We start from the raw sequence: 21310 nt of genomic DNA, 5'->3' as shown, positions 1-21310 counted from the left end.
GCGATGGTGGAAGCGCGATATCACGCGTACTTGGCGGCTCCACGGTAGCGCGCCGCGGACCGATCGAATGACTGGATCGCTGTTGACGCACGCGCGCCGTCGGCTCACTCCCGCGCGCTGGTTGTGCGCCCGAGCGCCCCCCAACCCTACGTGGTGACGGAGCGTGCCGGGGTGCGCACACTCGGTGCGTTCGCGCAGGAGCGCGCCTCCGCGTTACCCGCAATTCGCCGCGGAAACCGTCGAGTTGACCCCTCTTTCGAGTGATTGCCCACCATGTGGACAGCATCTAGCTTCGTTCGCGGGAGTCCCCCGAATGGCCCCGAAGTACGACCGCAGATGGGCGGGTGTTTCGCATGTCCACTTCTACCGAGCCGACGACGGAAAACGAGTCGGCGCACCCCAGGCTCAGCCTGGACACGGCGGCGGCGCGCAATCTCGCGACGACCACGAAGACGCCGCCGCAAATGCAGGGGATCACCTCAAGGTGGCTGCTGCGGGTGCTGCCGTGGGTGCAGGTCTCCGGCGGAACGTTCCGCGTGAACCGCCGGCTGACCCACACCGTCGGCAACGGGCGGGTGGAATTCGACTCGACGGGCGCGCAGGTGCGCGTCATCCCGGCGGAACTCGGCGAATTGCCCGCGCTCGCCGGATTCCAGGACGAGGACGTGCTGCGGGAGCTGGCCGCGGCGTGCGTGCAGCGGGACTTCGCGCCCGGTGACGTCGTCGTCGAGCAGGGCGCGACCGCGGACTCCGTCGTCCTCATCGCCCACGGCAAGCTGGCCAGGCGCGGCGCCGGCGCCTACGACACCGAGACCGACCACGGAGTGCTGGCCGACGGCGACTTCTTCGGCGACGAGGCCCTGACCGACGAGGACCCCGGCACCAGGGACGAGGGGCTGACCGCGCTGACCAGCGGCACCGTCCTGACCCTGAGCCGCGCCGCCTTCCAGGAGATCGCCTCCCGTTCCCCCGCGCTCGGCGAGCACCTCGCGGCCCACCGCGCCGCGGTCCCCGCGCAGCGCAACGCGCACGGCGAGGCCGACATCGCGCTGGCGTCCGGGCACGCGGGCGAGCCGGAGCTGCCCGGCACGTTCGCCGACTACGACGTGGCGCCCCGCGAGTACGAGCTGAGCGTGGCGCAGACCGTGCTGCGGGTGCACACGCGCGTGGCCGACCTGTACAACGAGCCGATGAACCAGGTCGAGGAGCAACTGCGGCTGACCGTCGAGGCGCTGCGTGAGCGGCAGGAGCACGAGCTGGTCAACAACCGCGAGTTCGGCCTGCTGCACAACGCCGACCTGAGGCAGCGCGTGCACACCCGCAGCGGCCCGCCGACCCCGGACGACTTCGACGAACTCCTGGCCGCCGTCTGGAAGGACCCGAGCGTCATCCTCGCCCACCCCAAGGCCATCGCCGCGTTCGGCCGCGAGTGCAGTGCCCGCGGTCTTTACCCGGGCACCGTGGAATTCGAGGGCCACGCGGTGCCCGCCTGGCGCGGGGTGCCGGTGCTGCCGTGCAACAAGCTGCCGGTCAGTGCCGCGGGCACCAGTTCCGTGCTCGCGCTGCGCACCGGTGAAAAGGCCCAGGGCGTGGTCGGGTTGCACCGCACCGGAATTCCCGACGAATACCAGCCCAGCCTTTCCGTCCGTTTCATGGGCATCAACGAACAGGCCGTCATGTCCTACCTCGTGAGTGCCTACTATTCGGTGGCCGTGCTCGTCCCCGACGCGCTCGGCATTCTGGAGGACGTCGAAGTCGGGCACTGAGGCGGACGCCGCGCACCGGGCGCGCCGGGGCGCGGCCGGCGCTGCCGGAACGGCGCCGGCATCCGGCGGTCCCCCGCCCGGCGACCCCACCGTTCCACCGATGCGCCGTTCCACCGTTCCACCGATCCACGGCTGTTTCCCGCGAGGCCGGGCAACGCCACCGCACCAGGCACATACCGACGGAAGGCACTCGCCGTGACCCCGCCCGCCACCGCACAGGACAACCGGCCCACCAGCCTCGGCACCAGGGCCGCCGCCAACCTGGCCGGCACCCTCAAGACCCCACCGCAGTCGCAGGCCGTCACCCCGCGCTGGCTGACGCGCGTACTGCCGTGGGTGGAGGTCTCGGGCGGCACGTTCCGGGTGAACCGCAGGCTCGCGCACACGCTGGGCAACGGGCGGGTGGAGTTCGACGCCGCGGGGCAGGACGTCCGGGTCATTCCCGCCGAGCTGACCGAACTGCCCGCCCTGCGCGGCTTCGAGGACCACGGCGCGCTCGACGCGCTGGCCGCCGCGTGCGTCCGGCGCGACCACGGGCCGGGCGACACCATCGCGCGGGCCGGGCAGCCGGTCGACGAGGTGCTGCTGATCGTGCACGGCAGGGTCCACAGGTCGGCGCCGGGCGCCTACGACGGCGAGACCTCACTCGGGGTGCTGGCCGACGGCGACTTCACCGGCGACGAGGCGCTGACCGGCCGGCCCGCCGACTGGCCGCACACCCTCAGGGCCCTCACCCGCTGCACCGTCCTCGCCCTGCCGCTGCGCGAGGTCCGCGCGGTCGCGGACCGCTCGGCCCGGCTCCGCGACCACCTGGCCGGCACCGCGCAGTCCGCCGTGCCGCGGCGCAACAAGCGCGGCGAGGCCGACATCGCGCTGGCGTCCGGGCACGCGGGGGAGCCGGTGCTGCCGGGCACGTTCGTGGAGTACGACGTGGCGCCGCGCGAGTACGAGCTGGGCGTGGCGCAGACCGTGCTGCGGGTGCACACGCGCGTGGCCGACCTGTACAGCGAGCCGATGAACCAGGTCGAGGAGCAACTACGGCTCACCGTGCAGGCGTTGCGTGAGCGGCAGGAGCACGAGCTGGTCAACAACCGCGAATTCGGCCTGCTGCACAACGCCGACCCGCGGCAGCGCCTCCACCCCAGGAGCGGCCCGCCCACGCCGGACGACCTCGACGCCCTGCTCGCCCGCCGCCGCAAGACCCAGTACCTGCTCGCGCACCCGCGCACCATCGCCGCGTTCGGCCGCCAGTGCAGTGCCCGCGGCGTGTACCCCGCGCACACCGAGCTGGACGGGGCCCGCGTGCACGCCTGGCGCGGCGTCCCCCTGCTGCCCTGCGACAAGATCCCCGTGACCCGCGCCGGCACCAGCTCCGTGCTCGCGCTGCGCACCGGGCAGGAGAGCCAGGGGGTGGTCGGGCTGCGCCAGACGGGCATCCCCGAGGAGTACGAACCCGGCCTGAACGTCCGCTTCATGGGCATCAACGAGCAGGCCGTGATCTCCTACCTGGTCAGCCTGTACTTCTCCGCCGCCGTCCTCGTGCCCGACGCCCTGGGCGTCCTTGAGGACGTCGAGATCTGAACGGCCCGCCCCGACCCCCTGCGCCGGCCGGCTCCTCCCGGTGCGCGCCGAGACACCGGCGCGGCGCCCGTCCCCTGCCGCCGCGCCGGACCGGCCCGTCCCGGCCGCGCACGCCGGTCCCCGGCGGCGCGGCCGGTGCGCGTCGGCACCCCGGCCCCGGGCCCGCGCCGCCGGTTCACCGCGAGGTCGTCAGTGGCCCGCCCCCTGCTCCGACCAGTAGCCGGTGCCGGGGTACTGGTGCTGCGCGGGCTGCTGGTGCCCCGGGGCCTGCTGCTGCCCCGGGTAGCCGCCCGGCTGCATCGGGCGCGGCACGGCGGGCCGCGGCGCGGCCGGCCGCATCTGCTGCGGGGCGGGAGCCTGCGGGGCGTGGCCGCCCTGGTAGGGCCGCGGCGCCCCCTGCTGCGGGAAGTAGGGCGCCGCGGGCTGCGGGGCCACGGGCCCCGGCAGCCCGCGCGCGGGCGTGGCCTGGTACCCGGGGTACCCGCCGGGCCCCTGCGGATGCGGCTGGGCGTGCTGCTGCGCGGGCGCCGGGGCCGCCGGCAGCGCGGGCAGGGCCGGCAGCGACGACTGCGCGTGGGCCGGCTGGTAGCCGAGGGAGTCGTAGGCGGCCGGCACCCGGATCGGCGCGATCTGCGGGGTCCCCCGCTCGGCCACCAGCCTGTCATAGATGGGGGTGTCAACGAACGACGGCGCAGAGTAGGCACCGCCGTAGGGGCGCGGGGAGGTCATGCTCCATAAGTTAAGCCCACCATGTGGTCGTTGGGGAGACCGATTAGAGGGTCTTTTCGTGTGCTTGCGCTGACTCCGGGTGGCCAATTCGAAGGAATTACGGGAAAATTCTGGAAAAAGGGTCGAAGCCCCCATGCGTGATGTTGTATCAGGGGTCCCGCAGGCGGTCCCGGGGGCCCGGGGTGGCATAGTGGGCCGTACCCGCAGAACCGGTGGCGTGACGACCGCCGCCCGACGGAGGAACCCACATGCTCAAAGGTGCGAACGTTCCGGTACCCGCCAGGTCGGTCCGTGTCGAGATCGGCTGGAACGCCGGCGGTGGAGTGCCCGACGTGGACGCCTCGGCCCTGCTGCTCGTCGACGGCGGCAAGGTGCGCTCCGACGCCGACTTCATCTTCTACAACCAGCCGCGGCACGCCTCGGGCGCCGTGCGCCACGAGGGCAAGCAGCCCCAGGGCAACGTCGTGACCGACCGCCTCGCCGTCGACCTCGCGACCGTCGAGCCCGGCATCGAGAAGGTCGCCCTCGTCGCCTCGGCCGACGGCGGCACGTTCGGCAGTGTTCCCGGCCTGCACGTGCGCGTCCTGGACGCCGACACCGGCGCCGAGGTGGCCCGCTTCGACAGCGAGGACGCCAGCAGCGAGACCGCGTTCGTGCTGGGCGAGCTGTACCGGCGCCAGGGCGCGTGGAAGTTCCGGGCCGTCGGCCAGGGCTACGACTCCGGGCTCGCCGGGCTCGCCACCGACTTCGGGATCAGCGTCGACGACGAGCCGGCCGCCGCCGCGCCCGCCCCCGTGGCCCCGCCGCCGCCCGCCCCCACACCCGCCGCCGCGCCCCTGCCGCCCCAGGCCCCCGCCGCGCCGCCCGCGGCCCCGGCAGCGCCCGTCGCCCCGGCAGCGCCCGCGGCTCCGGCCGCCCCGGCGAGCCCGATCAACTTGAGCAAGATCACGCTCACCAAGGAGTCGCCGGCGATCTCGCTGGCCAAGCAGGGCGCCTCGGGCCGCATGCATGTCAACCTCAACTGGGAGCAGCGCGCCCCGCAGAAGCAGGGCGGCGGCGGTTGGCGCGAACGCATCACCAAGGCGATGTCGGGCGGCCTCGACCTCGACCTGTGCGCGCTGTTCGAGCTGTCCGACGGCCGCAAGGGCGTCGTCCAGGCCCTGGGCAACGCGTTCGGCTCGCTCGACCAGCCGCCCTACATGCACCTGGACGGCGACGACAGGACCGGCGCCGTCGCCAAGGGCGAGAACCTCACGATCAACCTCGACCACGCGCGCGAGCTCAAGCGCGTCGTCATCTTCGTGACGATCTACTCCGGCGCAAGCAGCTTCCAGAACATCGCCGCCACCGTCACCCTCACCCCCGAGCGCGGCGCCCCCATCGAGTTCCACCTCGACGAGTGCACCGTCGCCTCGCCGGTGTGCGCCCTGGCGTTGCTCACCAACGAGCGCGGCGACCTCGTCGTGCACCGCGAGGCCAGGTACCTGGTGCCCGAGCGCGGCGTCAGCCCGCAGCGCACGGTCGACTACGCGTACGGGTTCGGCATGCAGTGGACGCCGGGACGCAAGTGAGGATCGCGCTCGTCGACTCGGGACTCGGACTGCTCGCCGCGTCGGCCGCCCTGCGGCGGCTGCGGCCGGACGCCGACCTGGTGCTGTCCACCGACCCCGGCGGCATGCCATGGGGCCCGCGCAGCACCGAGAGCATCACGGCCCGCGCGCTCGGCTGCGCGCGGGCCGCGGCGGCCGAGGAGCCGGACGCGCTCGTCGTCGCCTGCAACACCGCATCCGTGCACGCGCTGCCCGCGCTGCGGGCCGAGTTCGAGCCGGCCGTGCCCGTGATCGGCACCGTGCCCGCCGTCAAACCGGCCGCGACCACCGCGGGGCCGTTCGCGGTGTGGGCCACCCCGGCGACCACGGGCAGCCCGTACCAGCGGCGGCTGATCGAGGAGTTCGCGCACGGCGTGCCCGCGGTCGAGGTGCCCTGCCACGGCCTCGCCGAGGCCGTGGAACGGGCCGACGAGGCGGCCGTCGCCGCGGCCGTGAAGGCCGCCGCCGCGCTGACGCCCCGGGAGACCGCGGCGGTCGTGCTCGGCTGCACCCACTACGAACTGGTCTCCGCCCGCATCCGCGACCACATCAGGGAGGCCACGGGCCGGGCCGTCACCCTGTTCGGCTCGGCCGAGGCCGTGGCCGCCCAGGCGCTGCGCCGCATCGGCCGCCCCGCGGCCCCCGACGCCCCGGCCCGCGGCGGCCTGCGGTTCTTCGCGGACGGCCGCCCGGCGGAACTGCCGCGCGCCGCGCTCGCCTACGCGGAAGGGCGCTTCCTGCGCGGCCCCGGGGCAACGCCGTAGTCTCGCCGCATGAGCACTCCTCCCTTCATCCGCGACCTGCGCACCCGCATCGGGCACGACCTGCTGTTCCTGCCGGGCGTGAGCGCCGTCGTGCTCGACGACGCGGGCCGCGTGCTGCTCGGGCGGCGCGCGGACACCGGAGCGTGGGCCCTCATCAGCGGCATCTGCGAGCCCGGGGAGCAGCCGGCCGAGACGGCCGTGCGCGAGGTGTTCGAGGAGACGGCCGTGCACTGCGTGGCCGAACGGATCCTGCTGGTGGAGACGCTCGAACCCGTCCGCTACGCCAACGGCGACAACTGCCAGTACCTCGACATCTGCCTGCTGTGCCGCGCCACCGGCGGCTCGGCCCGCGTCAACGACGACGAGTCGCTCGACGTGGACTGGTTCAGGATCGACGCCCTGCCGCCACTGCGCGAGTCGGCGCTGCGCCGGATCAAGCTGGCGGGCGCGGACGGGCCGACCGCGTTCTCGCCCGGCGGCGGCCCGGCCCCGCGGTGAGGCGCGGCGGGCGTCACGTCTTGCGGTAGGTGTACGCCTCGCCCGCGGCCTCCGCGACCGCGGCCAGGTCGGCGCCCGCGGACGCGGTGACCAGCGCGGCCACCGCGCCCTCGACGAACGGCGCGTCCACAAGGCGCGTGCCGCGCGGCAGTTCGTCGCCCTCGGCGAGCATCGCCTGGACGGTCAGGACCGCGCTGCCGAGGTCGGCGAGCACCGCGACGCCCGCACCGCGGTCCGCGCGGCGCGCCGCCCCCGCGATCAGCTCGGCGCTGGTGCCGAGGCCGCCGTCGGCGGTGCCGCCCGCTGCCTCGACGGGGGCCAGCTCGCCGCCGCCGGCCAGACCGGCGGCCAGGGCGGCCACCGCCTGGGCGACCTCCCTGCTGTGGGAGACCAGCACGATGCCCACCCGGGCCTGCCGCTCAGGCATCGTCCGCCACCTCCGCGAGGGCGAGGAACAGCAGCGCCGTCGAGGCCGAGCCCGGGTCCATGTGCCCTTCGCTCCGCTCGCCCAGGTAACTGGCCCGGCCCCTGCGCGCCCGCAGCGCGACGGTGGCCTCCGCGCCGCGTTCCGCCGCCCCGGCCGCGGCGGCGAGGTCGGGCAGGGCCGCGACGGCGGGCAGCAGCGCGTCCAGCATCGTCTTGTCGCCCTGGGCCGCGCCGCCGAGCCGCGCGACCGCGTCCGCCCCCGCGGCCAGCGCCTCGCGCAGCTCCTCGCCCTCGACCCGTTCCGCGTCGCCCAGGGCCTTGCCCGCGCGGCGCAGCAGCGTTCCGTACAGGGGGCCGGACGCGCCGCCGACGGTGGACACCAGCGTGCGGCCCGCGAGCAGCAGCACGGCGCCCGGCGTGGCCGGCTCCTCGGCGTCGAGCGCGGCGGCGACCGCCGCCATGCCGCGGCGCATGTTGCTGCCGTGGTCGGCGTCGCCGATCGCCGAGTCGAGTGCGGTCAAACGGTCCGCGTCCCGTTCGACGGCCCGGGCGGCCGTGGTGAGCCAGCGCCGGAAGAAACCGGCGTCCATCGCAGCCACCTCTGCGCTCCTCTCAGCGTCTCTCAGCGTCCCCACCGCAGGCCCGGGGTGCTCACCGGGGCGTCCCACAGCCGGAGCAGTTCCTCGTCGGCCCGGCACAGCGTCACCGAGCAGCCCGCCATGTCGAGCGACGTCACGTAGTTGCCGACGAGCGTACGTGCCACGGGGACGCCCCGCTCGTCCAGGACGCGCCGCACCTCGGCGCCGAAGCCGTACAGTTCGAGCAGCGGCGTGGCGCCCATGCCGTTGACCAGCGCGAGCACGGGCCCGTCAGGACGCAGCTCGTCCAGGAGGACGCCGACCGCGGCGTCCGCGATCCCGCCCGAGGTCATCATGCGGCGCCGTTCGCGCCCCGGCTCGCCGTGGATGCCGATGCCGAGTTCGAGTTCGCCGGGCGGCAGGTCGAACGTCGGGCCGCCCTTGGCCGGCGTGGCGGGCGCGCCGAGCGCGACGCCGAAGCTGAGCGAGGAGTCCGCCACCTGCCGGGCGAGGGCGGTGACGCGTTCGAGCGGCGCGCCCTCCTCGGCGGCGGCCCCGGCGATCTTCTCCACGAACAGCGTGGCGCCGGTGCCGCGCCGGCCCGCCGTGTGCGTGCTGTCCTCGACGGCCACGTCGTCGCGGACCAGGACCTTGGCGACCCGGATGCCCTCGTCCTCGGCCAGTTCCGCGGCCATGTCGAAGTTCAGCACGTCGCCCGTGTAGTTCTTCACGACGAACAGCACGCCCGCGCCGCTGTCCACGGCCGCCGCCGCCCGCACCATCTGGTCGGGCACGGGCGAGGTGAACACCTCGCCGGGGCAGGCGGCGTCCAGCATGCCGGGCCCGACGAACCCGCCGTGCAGCGGCTCGTGGCCCGAGCCGCCGCCGGACACCAGGCCCACCTTCCCGGCCACGGGGGCGTCCGCGCGGACGATCACCCGGTGCTCGACGTCGACGACGAGCTCCGGGTGCGCCTGCGCCATGCCGCGCAGGGCGTCGGCGACGACGCGTTCTGCCGCGTTGATCAGCATCCTCACGGGCGGTCCTCCTGAACGGGCGGTGCGGATGTGCCGGGCGGTCCGGTGACCGCGCACCAGCGTACGGACCCGGCGGCCGTTCCACAGCCGCCCGGGCGCGACGCGTCGCGGCGCGAGGGCAGCGGTCCGCCGCGCCGGGGCGGCGCCCGGACGGGCCGCGGGCCGCGCCCGCGTGGACAATGGCGGGGGCAGGCCGCCCGGTGGGGCGCACCGGGGCGGCATCCGCACCAACCGCAGGGAGCCCGCATGCGCAGCGCCGACCTCCTCGCCGACGCGTTCGACCGGACCAGGGAAGCGGTCCACGAGGCGGTGGCGGGACTGACCCCCGACCAGCTGGCCGAACGCCCCGACCCCGGTGCCAACTCCGTGGCCTGGCTGGTGTGGCACCTCACCCGGGTGCAGGACGACCACGTGTCGGAGGTCGCCGGCCGGCCGCAGACCTGGACGGCCGACGGCTGGGAGGGCCGGTTCTCGCTGCCCTTCCCGGCCGAGGAGACCGGCTACGGCCACGGCCCCGACGAGGTGGCCCGGGTCCGCGTCGCCGACCCGGCGCTGCTGACCGGCTACCACGACGCGGTGCACGCGGCCACGCTCGACTACGTGCGCGGCCTCACCGACGCCGACCTCGACCGCGTGGTCGACCCCGGCTGGACGCCGCCGGTCACCCTCGGGGTCCGGCTGGTGAGCGTGCTGGCCGACGACCTCCAGCACGCCGGCCAGGCGGCGTTCCTGCGCGGGCTGCTCCTGCGCGGTTCCTGAACGCGCGCGGGCCGGCGGGGCTCAGGCCGACTCGCGCAGCACCAGCCGGCACGGCAGGTGTTCCGTGCCCGGCCTGGCCCGCCCGTCGATCGCTTCGAGGAGGCGCACGGCCGCGGCGCGCCCGAGCGCGCCGAGCTCCATGTCGACGGTGGTGAGGGGCGGGCGGCTCGCGGTGACCATGACGTCCCAGTTGTCGAACCCGACCAGCGCGATGTCGTCCGGTACCGCGTGCCCCGACTCGCGCAGGCTGTCCGCGGCCCCGCGCGCGATCTGGTCGCTGCCGCAGAACACCGCGTCGCACCGCGGGTCGGCGTGCAGCACGTGCCGCACCGCCCGCCGGCCCCAGGGCTCGTTCCACTCGCCGAACAGCACCGTGCCGCCGGCGGGTTCGAGACCGGCCTCGGCCAGCGCCGCCCGGAACGCCGCCGCGCGCACCTGCGAGGAGTGGTGCCTGGCGGGCCCGGTGATGTGCGCGATCCGCGAACGCCCCGCCGCGAGGAGGTGCCGCACGGCCTCGCGTGCGCCCTGCTCCTCGTCGGGCGCCACGGACAGGTCGTCCGCGCGCTGCGAGGGCGCCATGGCGTAGACGACGGGCACGTCGAGGAGCTGCCGCAGCGGCGGCCTCGGATCGGTGCGCCGCCCCGCGACGATGATGCCGTCGACGCGCCGGGAGGCCAGGGCCTGGAGGTGGTGCCGTTCGCGGATCGCGTCGCCCCGGGTGTCGCAGAGGAACACGGAGATCTCGCCGGCCCCCAGCGCGTCCTCGGCGCCGAGCAGCACCGGCAGGCTGAAGCGCCCGACGTGGTCGGTGGTCAGCAGGCCCACGGTGAAGCTGCGACCGCTCAGCAGGCTGCGGGCCATCTCGTTCGGCCGGAAACCCAGCCGCCTGGCGGCATCGGCCACCCGCGCGCGGGTCTCCTCGCGCAGCTTGCCCCGGTTGTTCAGCGCCTTGGAGGCCGTACCGGCCGACACCCCCGCGAGCGCGGCGACATCGGCGATGGTGGCGCGCGGCCGGGGGTCTCCCCGGCCCGCGTCCGGGCGTGCCCCCGCCCCTGACCGGCTGACCTGCGCATCGGACAACGCTTTTCCTCGATTCCCCCGGCTCCCCGAAGTCCTGTCCCGGGGCCCGTCCGTGCGGGCGCCGCGGCTTCAGGGCCGTGATCCGGCCCGGCAGCGACCGATCATACTCCGCGCCTGCGCCTCTTGACCCGTGGACCGGGCGCGCCTAGATTCCCGATGACGAAGGAAAAGGTTTTCCTTCTTGCCTCCGGCCGGGGCCTCGCCGCCGGCCGCTGACCGTCGTCGTCCCTCGTCCGCCCACCGAGGACCGCCGCATGCCGGTGCCCGCGGTGGGACCACCGCTGCCCGCCGGCCGTTGCGCCGGCCCGTCGACCGCGCACCCCAGGAGCCCGCACATGCCCCGCAGCCCCCGCCCCGCCCCCGGCCCCCTCATACCGACCGCGTCCGCCCGCGGCACGCTGCGCCCGGCGAGCGAGGCCGCGATCACCGGCGGGCTGTGGGCCGCCAGGCGGGCCGTCAACGCCGCCGTCAGCGTGCCCGACGGCTACGAACGCCTCACCGAGGCCGGCAACTTCCACAACCTCAGGCTCGCCGCCGGCACCGCGACCGGCGCGTACGTCAACAACCTGCCGTTCCTCGACTCCGACGTCTACAAGTGGCTCGAAGCCGTGGCCTGGCAGCTCGGCGACCCGGCCACGGACCCGGACGAGGCGGCCCGGCTGACCGAACGCGTCGACGAGGTGACCGCGCTGCTCGCCGACGCCCAGGACGACAACGGCTACCTCCAGTCGTACTACCAGGTGGTGCGCCCCGACCGGCGCTGGGCCGAACTCGGCTGGGGCCACGAGCTGTACTGCGCGGGGCACCTCATCCAGGCGGCCGTCGCGCACGTCCGCACCACGGGCCGCACCGGCCTGCTCGACATCGCCACGCGCTTCGCCGACCACATCGACTCCGTCTTCGGCACGGGCGAGGGCCGCCTCGACGGCGTCTGCGGGCACCCCGAGATCGAGACGGCCCTCGTCGAGCTGTACCGCTGCACGGGGGAGCGCCGCTACCTCGACCTGGCGGGCTGGTTCATCGACCGCAGGGGGCACGGCCTGCTGCCCGCCGGCGGCTTCGGCCCCCGCTACTGGCAGGACCACACCCCGGTGCGCGAGGCCGACGCCGTCACCGGGCACGCCGTGCGCCAGCTGTACCTGCTCGCGGGAGTGGCCGACGTCCACGCGGAGACCGGCGAGGCCGAACTCCTGGCCGCCGCCGAGCGGTTGTGGGAGGAAATGGCGGCCACCAGGACCTACCTGACCGGCGGCCTCGGCTCCCACCACACCGACGAGGCGTTCGGCGACCCCTACGAGCTGCCCTCGGAGCGCGCCTACACCGAGACCTGCGCGGCCATCGCCTCGGTCATGTTCAGCTGGCGGCTGCTGCTCGCCACGGGCCGCGCCCGGTACGCCGACCACATGGAACGCGTGCTGTTCAACGGGTTCCTCTCCGGCGTCTCCCTCGACGGCGCCCACTACTCCTACGTCAACCCGCTCCAGGTCCGCGAGGGGCACGTGACCAGGACCGGGGACCGCGGCGCCTTCCGCACCCGGTGGTTCCACTGCGCCTGCTGCCCGCCGAACGTGATGCGCCTGCTCGCGTCGCTGCCGCACTACCTCGCGGCGGCCGACGGCGCGGGCCTGACGCTCCACCAGTACGCGACGGGCGCCTACGCGGTCGACGACGTGGCCGGCAGCGGTGCGCGCGCGGCCGTCGAGGTCACCACCGACTACCCGTGGGACGGGCGGATCCGGGTCGCCGTCACCGAGACCCCCGACGCCGAGTGGACCCTCACGCTGCGCGTCCCGGCCTGGGCGGCCGGCGCGTGGCGCGCGAGCGCGGCGGGCGAACCCGTCGCCGCCGACGCGGCGGAGGACGGCTGGCTGCGCGTCAGGCGCCGCTGGCGGCGGGGCGACGCGGTCGACCTCGACCTGGACCTCGCGCCCCGGCTGACGGCCCCGCCCGCACGGGCCGACGCGCTGCGCGGCTGCCTGGCGATCGAACGCGGGCCGCTCGTCTACTGCGCCGAGCGCGCCGACCACCCCGAGGGCACCGTCATCGACGACCTGCGCATCGACCCGGCCGCTCCGCTGGGCGAGCGGCGGGAACCGGGACTGCTCGGCGGCATCGTCACCGTGTCGGCAGCGGGCGCGGCCGTCGCGCCCCGGGACACCGGCGACTGGTGGCCCTACCCCGCGGCCGGCGGCGGCCGCGCCGGGGCGCCGGTGGCGGCGGACATCACGGCCGTTCCCTACCACCTGTGGGGGCACCGCGCGCGGGCCGCCATGCGCGTGTGGCTCCCGGCCCTGGGCGCGGACGAGGGACCCGCGGCGGACGGCGCGGTCCGCTGAACCGCGCCGCGGTCGCGTGTGGTCGCGGCCTCGCCGGCGGTCGCGCCCCCGTCGCGACCGCCGGGAACGGGCTCACGGGCCGGTCACGCTCGGTCCGTGAGCCCGCTCCGGCCGGGCGGGCTCCGCGGCGGAGGCCGCCGTCGCGTGCGACGGCGCGCCCCGGGAGGTCCGTCGCGCGCTGACGCCTCCCCCTCGGGCACCTTGGTGCGGGCCCGGCGCCGCCGGGCCGGGCCCGGCTTCCGGCGACCTCGTGCGCGTCCCGTTCCCGGTCCTCCGGGGCCCGGCCCGCCGACACGACCGGGCGCACCGCGCCCCGCCTCGGCCCGACGTGCTCGGCGCCCCGCGCCCGGGCCAGGACAACGTGGGCCCCGTCAGCCGAAGTCGGTCCCGGCGCGGCGCCCGGCACGCCCCCGGCCCCGCGGCCGGGATGTGCCCCCGTCGCCGCGTTGCCGCATCACCCACGTGCGCCAGCACGAGGGCGATGCGGCGCCTCGCGACGCACCGCACCGGATCGCCGCTCCTCGGCGGGCAACCCCTGGCCGACGCGGCACCGGCGGGACCGGCACCGCGCCCCGCCGTTCACCGGCGGCGCCTGTGCGCTGCTCCGCCACCGCGGCCGGACCGGTCCCCGCGTGCCCGGGGGCCGCCCCACCGCGGGAACCGGCGGGGGCGCGGCACCGACTGTCGTTCACGGGGCCGCGCGCGGCGGCCCGTCAGGAGGGAGCAGGCCGTGATCCGCGACCGGGCCGGCGAGACGTCACGTGCCGGGGGGAGTCCACACCGTGCCACGTGCCTCGTACTCCAGCATCGCCTCCACCCGCACGGCGACGTCGGCGCCCAGCGCGCGGCGCGAGAGCCACAGGGCCAGGTCGAGCCCCGAGGTGACGCCTCCGGCCGTGACCAGGTCGCCGTCGTCCACGACGCGGGCGTCGACCAGGGTGCCGCCCTGCTCGACCAGGTCAGCGACGGCGCGGTGGTGCGTCGTGCACGGCCTCCCCTCGATCAGCCCCGCGGCGCCGAGCAGCAGCGCGCCGGTGCACACCGCCGCGAGCGTCAGGCCGGGGCGCGGCGCCGCGGCCAGCGCGGCGGGCAGCGCGCCGTTCTCGATCTCCGCCCAGATGCCGGGGCCCTCCCGGTCCCGGTAGCCGCCGCCCGGCACGACGATGATGTCCGCCTCGCGCGGCGCCCACCGGTGCTCCACCCGGGTCAGCGAGCCGTAGGCCCCCCGGATCAGGCGCGGCCTGCCCAGCGTGACGTACCTGACCTCGGCCCCGGGCGCGCCTCGGATCGCGCCCGCCCCCGAGAGCACCCCGAAGGGCGCGGCGAAGTCCAGTTCCTCGGCCCCGTCGAACAGCACGATGTGCACCCGCAGCGGCCCGTCGTGCCGCTCGCGCCCCGCCGCGTGGGCGCCGGCGGCCCGCGCCCCCGGCTCACCCGCGGCCCGCGCGCCCTGCCCGGCGAGCGCGCCCGCGCCCGCCGCCGTCGACCACTGGAGGAAGTTCCTGCGTTCCACCGCGTGCCTCCTGTTCCGTCCGGGCCCCCATGCCCAGGACCTGTGCGCCCAGCCTCGCGACCGAGCCCGGGCGCCGACAGGCGCGCCGCCGACGGAAGCCGCTAGGTTCCCGCCATGCGCACCGTGGCGGTGCTGGTGCCGCGCGCCGTGGTCGGGTTCGACGTCTCCGCGGCCTGCCAGGCGTTCGCCATGGCCCGGCGCGCGGACGGCGCCCCGCTGTACGAGGTCATGGTGTGCGGGGACGCGCCCGTGGTCGCGACGGCCGCCGGAACGCTGTGCTTCGTGCTGACGCCCACGCGCCCGCTGGCCGCGGCCCGCGCCGCGGACACCGTGATCGTGCCCGGCGTGGACCGGGAGGCCGCGGCGGGGCAGGACGACGTCCTCGACGTGCTCAGAGCCGCGCACGCCGAAGGCCGCCGGGTGGCCGCCATCTGCACCGGGGCGTTCCTGCTCGCCGAGGCGGGGCTGCTCGACGGCCGCACGGCGACGACCCACTGGCTGGCGGCCGGCGGGCTCGCCGCGCGCCACCCGGCGGTCACCGTCGACCCCGATCTGCTCTTCACGGACGAGGACGAGGTGCTGACCTCGGCCGGTGTCGCGGCCGGGCTCGACCTGTGCCTGCACCTGATCGGCCGCGACTTCGGCGCGGACGTGGCCGCGCGCGCCGCCGCCGCTCTCGTCGTGCCCTACCGGCGCGAGGGCACGGCCGTGCAGTACGTGAGGCAGCCGAACGGCGGCGGCGACGGCGGGCGCGGCTCGCTCGCGGCCACGCTCGACTGGCTCCAGCACAATCTGCACCGCCCGCTGCGCCTGGCCGACATCGCCCGCGCGGCGAGTCTGAGCGAACGGCAGTTGCACCGCAGGTTCCGGGCGGGCACGGGGACGACGCCGTTGCGCTGGCTGCTGCGCCTGCGCGTCGAGCGGGCCAGGGCGCTGCTTGAGACGACGGAGCTGCCCGTCGAGCAGATCGCGGGCCTGTGCGGTTTCGGCTCGGCCGTGTCGCTGCGGGCCCACTTCAGGGAACGGCAGGGCTGTGGGCCTGCCGCCTACCGCAAGCGTTTCCGCGCGGCGGGCGGCTCCGCGACCGGCGGGTCGGGCGCGCCGTCCTGAGGCCAGGGGCGCCGCCGCCCCGCGTCAGGACGGCACGGGCAGGGCGCGCCCGCGCCACTCCATGACGGACCAGGGCGGCGCGAGGTCGTCCTGGCTGGTGATCTGGTGCGGTTTGAGGCCGCGCGGGTCGGGCGCCTCGCGGTGGCGTGCGAACGCGCGCTCCGCGTAGCGGTGCCCGGTGTCGGGGCCGATGACCAGGTGCGTGCGGTCCGGGTGGCGCGCGGCCTCCCACCGCGCCGCGAGGTGGGCCGCCCCGGTGGACAGCCCGGCGAACACCGCGTGTTCGCGCAGCAGTCCGACGGCACCGGCGAGCGCGTGGCCGAACCCGATCCAGTGCACGGTGTCGTAGAGGTGGTGGCGGACGTTCCCGAACGGGATGGCGCTGCCGATGCCGGCGATGATCGCCTCCGGGTCCTGGAACCGTTCGCTGCCGAACGTCACGCTGCCGAAGGGCTGTATGCCCACCAGGCGGACGGCGAGGCCGCGTTCGCGCAGGGGCACGACGAGTCCGCCGGTGGACGAGCCGGTGCCGACCGCGCCCACCACCGTGAGGTCGCGCCCGGGCAGGGCGGCGGCCACCAGGTCGGCGAACTCCCGGTAGCCCGCGTAGTGCACCGCGTCGTGGTATTGCCGCATCCAGTGCATGTCCGGGTCCCGCGCGACCAGTTCGCGCACGCGGCGGACGCGGCGCTCCTGGTCGAGGCGCAGGTCCTGGGATGGCGGCATCTGGTCGACGGTGGCCCCCAGGATCTCCAACTGCACGCGCATCGTGGCGTCCACGGTGGTGGAGGCCACGATGTGGCAGCGCAGGCCGTACCGCTGGCAGGCCATCGCCAGGGCCAGGGCGTAGATGCCGCTCGAACTGTCCACCACCGTCTGCCCGGGACGGATCGTGCCGCGGTCGAGGAGGGCGCGGACGGCCCCGAGCGCCGCGTAGACCTTCAGCGTCTCGAAACGCGCCAGCACCGTGTTGGGGGTGAGCCGGATCAGGTCCGGGGCCTTGATGGCGTCGGTGATGTGCTCGTGAACGGCCCATTGCATGGCATTGCCACCTCGAATGAGAATTCCGCCCCGACCCCTTGGGCCGGGCCCGGAAAGGTGAAGTCTCTGGGGGATTCAAAAACATTGAGGGCGACGGACATTGTGCCCGTGGCCGACCGCGTCAAAACGCACCGGTCGGATTCCGACCGGTGCCCGCGGAACGGGAACCGGGCCGGTTTTCCATCCGACCAACAAAGGGGGTCCTGTCCTTCCCTGGGCGGGGACGAGGACGGCGGGATCCCGTTGATCAGTGGATCGGTAATGGCGCGCCGAGGAAGGCCGGTGTTTCCCCGCCGCCGCGGCGGCGGGGAAAGGAGACCGGTCGCGGGCCGGCCCGTGGAAGTTTTTCAGTGCGGTGTTCCGTCGTTCTCCGCGGTGGCGAGCTGGGAAATGAGCGTCTGCCTGGCCCGGGCGACCCGGGAGCGGACGGTACCGACCGGGCAGCCGCTCGCCGCGGCGGCCTCGGCATAGGGCATTCCGAGTATCTGGGTGAGGCGGAACGCCGTGGCGCGGTCGGACGGAAGGCGGGCGAGGAGTTCGTTCAGCGCGACGCCCTCCTCGAATCCCGGCACGTTCCCGTGCTGTCGGCCCTCCACGACGGACATCCAGTCCGGCGTCTCCGCGACGCGCGGGCGGGCCCGCTCGTAGCGGATGCGGTCGACCAGGGTCCGCCTGGCGATCGAGAGCAGCCAGGTCCTGGCCGAGGAGCGGCCCTCGAACGCGGGCAGGCTCCGCAGCGCGCGCAGCAGCGTCTCCTGCGTCAAGTCCTCCGCGCCCTGCGCGTCGCCGCTGAGCCGGGTCAGGTAGCGGTGCAGGTCGTTCCGTACGGCGCGGACGAACAGTTCCACCGCCTGCGGATCACCGTCCCGGGCCGCGAGCGCCCAGGCGGTGATCCGCGCGTCGTCCGCGCCGGCGTCCGGCGTCCTGGCGGCGGAGCGGCGGGCAGGACGGGACGTTTCGTCCCGCGGGGGGCGCGGCGGGTGCGGGGGGCGGCGGTGTCCGCCGGTGGGCTCGGGCACGGCAGTGGGCAGGTGCGTCACAGTCCTGTCGCCTTTCGCGTGGACCGTGCCGTCGGTGGGCCGGCACGGTGGGGAGGAAGGGCCGGGACCTGCCGGATGCGGGCGTGGGTGGGGCGTTGTCAGGCGGGGAGGGCCCGGCCGTGTCGCCGTGCTGCCGCGCGGGCAGCCCACGGCGGTGGCGGCCCGCGCGAGCCGGTGCGCCGCACCAGGAGCAGCTGCCGGGGAACGGGCGCGCTCTCCGGTGCGCGCACCGCGCGGTCGGCCGACGGAGGCGCGAGGCGGGAAGCGGGCCGCAGCGCGGGCAGCAGGACGCGCAGCGCCGCCCAGCGCAGCAGCGCGAAGACGGCGCGCTCGCCCCGCCACAGCCACCACGCGCTCAGCAGGGCGACCACGAGGTGGGCGCCGATCATGCCGGGCGTCTGCGCGGGCAGGGCGTGTGCCGCGCCGTCCACCGCGGCGCAGGCCGGGTCTTGGGCGGCGGGCGGGGCGTGGCACAGAACGCGCCCGGCCGGCGGCCCCGCGGACCCGTCGCCGTGCGGGGCCCCGGGGACGGCAGCCGAGGAAGCCGCAGAGGCCGAGAACGCCGAGAACGCGCCGTGCAGGAGCGCCTGCGCGGCGAGGGCGGCCAGGATCACCGCGGCCCTGCCGCGCTCCCGGCCGGTGAAAGCGGCGGCGGCCACCAGGACGGCCAGGAATGCGGCGGCGGCGGCCCACGGGGACGGCGCGGGGCCCGACATCACCATGTGGCCGGAAACGGCGAGTGTCACGCAGAGCCCCGAGAATACGGCTGCCCGCGCCACTCGCAACACCCGGCCCGCTTCCATGACTCCACCATGGTGACATCGCCGGGTCCGGCTGACGATATGCTCGACAGCACTTTCGTCGCGGGAGAAACACGTGTCGCGTTCCGGGAACCGGCCCGCCGCCCCGTACGACTTCTCAAGTGAATGAGTGCTGTGTCCGAGGCGCGGCCGGAAAGCGCCGCACGCCGACCGGAATCCGGACGCATCACGGAACGTGTCGGCCGGTCCGAGGAGCGGCGGGCCGTTTCCGTTCATGGCGGTGCGGTCCGCCGGGAACTTTCCGGGCCTCGCGGACGACACAAAGAGCAGAAAGATCCCGTGCCCACGGCCGAAACAGTGTCGCCCGCCCCGCGCGGCCGTCCCCGGAATCGAGGTTTCTTTATCCATGCATTGGTACGAGGATGACGGTTTTTGGGTCGATTTCGCCGATGTGATGTTCTCGGAGCCGCGCCGGGTCGCGACCGCGGAACTCGTCGCGGTCTCCCCCCTGCTCGCCCACCCGGCGGGCATGCGCGTGCTCGACCTGTGCTGCGGCCCCGGCCTGTACGTCGTGCCGCTGGCCCGCCGCGGCTGCGCGGTGACCGGCGTCGACCTCAGCCCCGCCATGCTCGATCGCGCCCGGGACGCGTGCGAGCGGGCCGGCGCCAGGGCCCGGCTGATCCGGGGCGACATGCTCACGCACGTCGAACCGGAGTCCTACGACGTGGTGCTGAACATGTTCACGTCCTTCGGCTACTTCCGCAGGCCCGAGGACAACTTCCAGGTCCTGCGCAACGCCTACGACTCGCTGGTGCCCGGCGGCCACCTTCTGATCGACATCATGGGCAAGGAGGTGCTCGCCGGGTGGATCGGGCGCCCGCAGGTCGTCGAGGCCGGCGACGCCTACGTCGTGCAGCGCGACACCATCCTCGACGACTGGACGCGCCTGCGCACCGACTGGACCCTCGTCAGGAACGGGACGGCCCGCGAGGCGTCGATCACCTCGACCCTCTACAGCGCCGCCGAACTGCGGTCCCTGTTCGAACAGGCGGGGTTCACCGACGTCGAGTGCTACGGCGGGTTCGACAAGTCCCCCTACGACAACCACGCCAAGCGCCTCATCGTGCGCGGCACCCGTCCCGCGGCGCGGGAAGGGGCGGGCGGGTGAGCGCGCGCACGTCCGCCGAGGGCCGGGGCGCGGGGGAGGAGCCGGGAGCGGCCGGGCCCGCGGGGACGGGAAGCGGAGCCATGCCGAGGAGTGGAGGAGCAGCACGATGACCATCGCCGCGCTCGAAGCGCTCACCTTCGGCCTCGGACGGATGGCCGCCGCGGCCGGCCGGGCCGGGCACCGCCTGTGCCTGCTGACCGGGAACCGGGCCGTCTACCGGCACGAGCTCGCGCGGCTCGCGCCGGACGCGCCCCTGGACGTCGTCGACGTCGACACCCACGACCCGGCCGCGTGCCGGGCCGCCCTCGCGGCCCTGCCCGACCTGCGCGGACTGATCAACTCGACCGACACCTGGAGCGTTCCCGGCGCCGATCTCGCCGCCGAGTTCGGGCTGCCGGGGCCCGACCCGGCCGCCGTCCGGGTGCTGCGGGACAAGCTGCGCGTGCGCGAACTGCTGCGCGCCCGCGGCGTCGGCGGGGTGCGGGCCGTCGCCGTCCGGCCGGGGCCCGGGGCGGCCGACGACGTGCTGCGGGAGGTGGGCCTGCCCGCCGTTCTGAAGGACTCGGCCGGCACCTCGTCGCGCAACGTGTGGCTCGTTCGCGACGAGCGGCACCTGGCCGCGGCCCTCGCCGAGGCCGGCGAACGGGCCTTCGCCGGACGCCTGTTCGCCGAACCGTTCCTCGCGGGTCCCGTCTACAGCGCCGAGACGCTCAGCTGGCGGGGCCGCACCCGCCTCCTCGGCGTGCTCAGCCGCCAGATGTCGCCGGAGCCGCACGTCCGGGAGGAGGCGTCCGGGTTCCCCGTGGCCCACCCGCCCGCCGAGCGGCGGCGGATCGAGGAGTGGGCGGAGGAGACCCTGCGCGCCGCGGGCCACCTCGACGGATTCGCGCACGTGGAGTTCGTGCTGACCGCGGACGGCCCCGAACTCGTGGAGATCAACCGCCGCATCGGCGGCGCGCTCGTCGGCGAGGCGCTGTGCCGCGCGCACGGCGTGAACGTCTACGAGGCCATGATCGACACCGCGCTCGACCGGCGTCCCGCGCTGCTGGACGGGCCGGAACCCACCGGTCCCGCGACCGCGTTCGTCCTGCTCTACCCCGACCGGGCCGGCACCCTGACCGGGTGGTCGGGGCTCGACGGACTCGGCGCGTTCCCCGGCGACCCGCGGTGGTACCCGACGATGGCCCCCGGCGACCGCGTGGAGCACCTGACCGACCAGCGGGGGTGCACCGGCATCCTCCTCGCCGGCGGGGCGACGGCCGAACTCGCCCTGCACCGCGCGCTGAGCGCCGCCGGCAGCGTCAGGCCGCTGGTGTCGGCCGGGGACTGAGCACGCGGGACCCCGCGGCGCCGCGTTCGACGCGCCCGGAACGGGGAAGTGCCCGGCGCCCGGCCCCTGGACAGGCGCCGGGCGCTGTGCTGTCCTACCAGCCGACCACGATGTACATCGATGGAAACGGGCGGCGGCGTCCACCGTGCCGCGCCCGCGTCCGCCCCGCCCGCTCCGCAGGCCCGGCCCATGGCCCGGCACGAC

At 75.5% G+C, this 21310-nt stretch carries 19 protein-coding genes; 10 read left to right on the top strand and 9 right to left on the bottom strand.

Annotation, left to right across the window (positions count from 1 at the left end):
- Positions 1-353: 353 nt before the first annotated feature.
- Positions 354-1766 (top strand): family 2B encapsulin nanocompartment shell protein, encoded by a 1413-nt coding sequence (locus LC193_RS01665; protein WP_226070645.1) that lies wholly within the window; start codon positions 354-356, stop codon positions 1764-1766.
- Between the two features lie 195 nt (positions 1767-1961).
- Entirely contained in the window at positions 1962-3347 is a 1386-nt protein-coding gene (locus LC193_RS01660) for a family 2B encapsulin nanocompartment shell protein (RefSeq protein WP_226070643.1), read from the top strand.
- A gap of 189 nt (positions 3348-3536) precedes the next feature.
- On the opposite strand, the gene LC193_RS01655 is transcribed toward LC193_RS01660, so the two are convergent.
- Entirely contained in the window at positions 3537-4076 is a 540-nt protein-coding gene (locus LC193_RS01655) for a DUF6643 family protein (protein WP_226070635.1), read from the bottom strand.
- 248 nt (positions 4077-4324) lie between these two features.
- Here LC193_RS01655 and LC193_RS01650 point away from each other — a divergent pair, with 248 nt between their 5' ends.
- Genes LC193_RS01650 through LC193_RS01640 form a run of 3 tightly spaced genes read left to right on the top strand, consistent with a single transcriptional unit; the run spans position 4325 to position 6927 of the window.
- On the top strand, positions 4325-5647 hold the full coding sequence (locus LC193_RS01650; protein ID WP_226070633.1) for a TerD family protein: 1323 nt from the start codon (positions 4325-4327) through the stop codon (positions 5645-5647).
- Complete coding sequence (locus tag LC193_RS01645; RefSeq protein ID WP_226070631.1) at positions 5644-6429, top strand: glutamate racemase; 786 nt, start codon at positions 5644-5646, stop codon at positions 6427-6429. Before LC193_RS01650 ends, LC193_RS01645 begins: the two co-directional genes overlap by 4 nt.
- 9 nt (positions 6430-6438) lie before the next feature.
- On the top strand, positions 6439-6927 hold the full coding sequence (locus LC193_RS01640; RefSeq protein WP_226070629.1) for an NUDIX hydrolase: 489 nt from the start codon (positions 6439-6441) through the stop codon (positions 6925-6927).
- A gap of 13 nt (positions 6928-6940) precedes the next feature.
- Here the strand turns inward: LC193_RS01640 and LC193_RS01635 are convergent, their stop codons facing one another.
- Genes LC193_RS01635 through dhaK form a run of 3 tightly spaced genes read right to left on the bottom strand, consistent with a single transcriptional unit; the run spans position 6941 to position 8968 of the window.
- Entirely contained in the window at positions 6941-7354 is a 414-nt protein-coding gene (locus LC193_RS01635) for a PTS-dependent dihydroxyacetone kinase phosphotransferase subunit DhaM (RefSeq protein WP_226070627.1), read from the bottom strand.
- Positions 7347-7943, bottom strand: a complete 597-nt coding sequence (gene dhaL / locus LC193_RS01630) for a dihydroxyacetone kinase subunit DhaL (RefSeq protein ID WP_226078441.1) — start codon at positions 7941-7943, stop codon at positions 7347-7349. The genes LC193_RS01635 and dhaL overlap by 8 nt, the downstream gene beginning before the upstream one ends.
- A gap of 32 nt (positions 7944-7975) precedes the next feature.
- The gene (gene dhaK / locus LC193_RS01625) at positions 7976-8968 is read right to left on the bottom strand and encodes a dihydroxyacetone kinase subunit DhaK (RefSeq protein WP_226070625.1); all 993 of its coding nucleotides are present in this window, start codon (positions 8966-8968) and stop codon (positions 7976-7978) included.
- A gap of 246 nt (positions 8969-9214) precedes the next feature.
- Here dhaK and LC193_RS01620 point away from each other — a divergent pair, with 246 nt between their 5' ends.
- On the top strand, positions 9215-9727 hold the full coding sequence (locus LC193_RS01620) for a mycothiol transferase (protein ID WP_226070623.1): 513 nt from the start codon (positions 9215-9217) through the stop codon (positions 9725-9727).
- 21 nt (positions 9728-9748) lie between these two features.
- Here LC193_RS01620 and LC193_RS01615 read toward each other — a convergent pair whose 3' ends face one another.
- Positions 9749-10807: a LacI family DNA-binding transcriptional regulator gene (locus tag LC193_RS01615; protein ID WP_404819328.1), complete on the bottom strand. Its 1059-nt coding sequence runs from the start codon at positions 10805-10807 to the stop codon at positions 9749-9751.
- A gap of 335 nt (positions 10808-11142) precedes the next feature.
- Between LC193_RS01615 and LC193_RS01610 the strand changes: the two genes are divergently transcribed.
- Positions 11143-13143, top strand: a complete 2001-nt coding sequence (locus LC193_RS01610) for a glycoside hydrolase family 127 protein (protein WP_226070621.1) — start codon at positions 11143-11145, stop codon at positions 13141-13143.
- 757 nt (positions 13144-13900) lie between these two features.
- On the opposite strand, the gene LC193_RS01605 is transcribed toward LC193_RS01610, so the two are convergent.
- On the bottom strand, positions 13901-14656 hold the full coding sequence (locus LC193_RS01605) for a DJ-1/PfpI family protein (protein ID WP_226070619.1): 756 nt from the start codon (positions 14654-14656) through the stop codon (positions 13901-13903).
- A 114-nt stretch (positions 14657-14770) separates the two neighbouring features.
- Between LC193_RS01605 and LC193_RS01600 the strand changes: the two genes are divergently transcribed.
- Complete coding sequence (locus LC193_RS01600) at positions 14771-15766, top strand: GlxA family transcriptional regulator (RefSeq protein ID WP_226070618.1); 996 nt, start codon at positions 14771-14773, stop codon at positions 15764-15766.
- A 24-nt stretch (positions 15767-15790) separates the two neighbouring features.
- Here the strand turns inward: LC193_RS01600 and LC193_RS01595 are convergent, their stop codons facing one another.
- The 3 genes from LC193_RS01595 to LC193_RS01585 all read right to left on the bottom strand — a co-directional run bounded on the left by LC193_RS01595 (position 15791) and on the right by LC193_RS01585 (position 18593).
- Positions 15791-16807, bottom strand: coding sequence for a pyridoxal-phosphate dependent enzyme (locus LC193_RS01595; RefSeq protein WP_226070616.1), 1017 nt, complete (start codon positions 16805-16807; stop codon positions 15791-15793).
- Positions 16808-17154: 347 nt separating this feature from the next.
- Positions 17155-17838 carry a sigma-70 family RNA polymerase sigma factor gene (locus LC193_RS01590; protein WP_404819508.1) on the bottom strand — a complete coding sequence of 228 codons (684 nt, stop codon included), beginning with the start codon at positions 17836-17838 and terminating at the stop codon, positions 17155-17157.
- Positions 17839-17945: 107 nt separating this feature from the next.
- Positions 17946-18593, bottom strand: coding sequence for a hypothetical protein (locus LC193_RS01585; protein ID WP_226070614.1), 648 nt, complete (start codon positions 18591-18593; stop codon positions 17946-17948).
- Between the two features lie 421 nt (positions 18594-19014).
- Here LC193_RS01585 and LC193_RS01580 point away from each other — a divergent pair, with 421 nt between their 5' ends.
- Both LC193_RS01580 and LC193_RS01575 read left to right on the top strand, forming a co-directional pair.
- A complete protein-coding gene (locus tag LC193_RS01580) occupies positions 19015-19776 on the top strand; it encodes a class I SAM-dependent methyltransferase (RefSeq protein WP_226070613.1) in 762 nt (253 codons plus the stop codon).
- 106 nt (positions 19777-19882) lie between these two features.
- Entirely contained in the window at positions 19883-21106 is a 1224-nt protein-coding gene (locus LC193_RS01575; protein WP_226070611.1) for an ATP-grasp domain-containing protein, read from the top strand.
- Positions 21107-21310 lie beyond the last annotated feature (204 nt).

Origin of the sequence: Streptomyces marincola (assembly GCF_020410765.1) — a bacterium.
GTDB lineage: Bacteria > Actinomycetota > Actinomycetes > Streptomycetales > Streptomycetaceae > Streptomyces > Streptomyces marincola.
Note: the sequence above shows the minus strand (reverse complement) of the source record. Positions and strands in the feature narration are given on the sequence as shown.

Excerpts from the sequence above, each read along its gene's own strand:
- LC193_RS01600 (WP_226070618.1), top strand. The coding sequence starts at position 14,771 with ATGCGCACCGTGGCGGTGCTGGTGCCGCGCGCCGTGGTCGGGTTCGAC.
- dhaL (WP_226078441.1), bottom strand. The coding sequence starts at position 7,943 with ATGGACGCCGGTTTCTTCCGGCGCTGGCTCACCACGGCCGCCCGGGCC.
- LC193_RS01610 (WP_226070621.1), top strand. The coding sequence starts at position 11,143 with ATGCCCCGCAGCCCCCGCCCCGCCCCCGGCCCCCTCATACCGACCGCG.
- LC193_RS01665 (WP_226070645.1), top strand. The coding sequence starts at position 354 with ATGTCCACTTCTACCGAGCCGACGACGGAAAACGAGTCGGCGCACCCC.
- LC193_RS01620 (WP_226070623.1), top strand. The coding sequence starts at position 9,215 with ATGCGCAGCGCCGACCTCCTCGCCGACGCGTTCGACCGGACCAGGGAA.
- LC193_RS01635 (WP_226070627.1), bottom strand. The coding sequence starts at position 7,354 with ATGCCTGAGCGGCAGGCCCGGGTGGGCATCGTGCTGGTCTCCCACAGC.
- LC193_RS01595 (WP_226070616.1), bottom strand. The coding sequence starts at position 16,807 with ATGCAATGGGCCGTTCACGAGCACATCACCGACGCCATCAAGGCCCCG.
- LC193_RS01650 (WP_226070633.1), top strand. The coding sequence starts at position 4,325 with ATGCTCAAAGGTGCGAACGTTCCGGTACCCGCCAGGTCGGTCCGTGTC.
- LC193_RS01640 (WP_226070629.1), top strand. The coding sequence starts at position 6,439 with ATGAGCACTCCTCCCTTCATCCGCGACCTGCGCACCCGCATCGGGCAC.
- LC193_RS01655 (WP_226070635.1), bottom strand. The coding sequence starts at position 4,076 with ATGACCTCCCCGCGCCCCTACGGCGGTGCCTACTCTGCGCCGTCGTTC.
- LC193_RS01580 (WP_226070613.1), top strand. The coding sequence starts at position 19,015 with ATGCATTGGTACGAGGATGACGGTTTTTGGGTCGATTTCGCCGATGTG.
- LC193_RS01575 (WP_226070611.1), top strand. The coding sequence starts at position 19,883 with ATGACCATCGCCGCGCTCGAAGCGCTCACCTTCGGCCTCGGACGGATG.